A 219-nucleotide genomic window follows, 5' to 3' on the forward strand; every position below is an offset into this window, starting at 1 on the left:
CGTCGCAGTGGGCGGCGATCGAATCGATCGCCGGCAAGATTGGCTGCACGGGCGAGACGCTGCGCAAGTGGGTCCGCCAGGGCGAGCGCGACAGCGGCGTACGGCCGGGCCCGACCACCGCCGAGCAGCAGCGCATCAAGGAACTCGAGCGCGAGGTTCGCGAACTGCGCAAGACCAATGAGATCCTGAAGTTGGCCAGCGCGTATTTCGCCCAGGCGG

Annotated in this window: 1 protein-coding gene; it reads left to right on the forward strand. The window is 68.0% G+C overall.

The window, feature by feature from the left end; genetic code table 11:
* Positions 1-219, forward strand: a 219-nt coding sequence (locus tag APY03_RS25375) for a transposase (RefSeq protein WP_068681299.1), incomplete at both ends; no start/stop codon positions are given.

Origin of the sequence: Variovorax sp. WDL1, assembly GCF_001541225.1 — a bacterium.
Taxonomy (GTDB): Bacteria; Pseudomonadota; Gammaproteobacteria; order Burkholderiales; family Burkholderiaceae_C; genus Variovorax.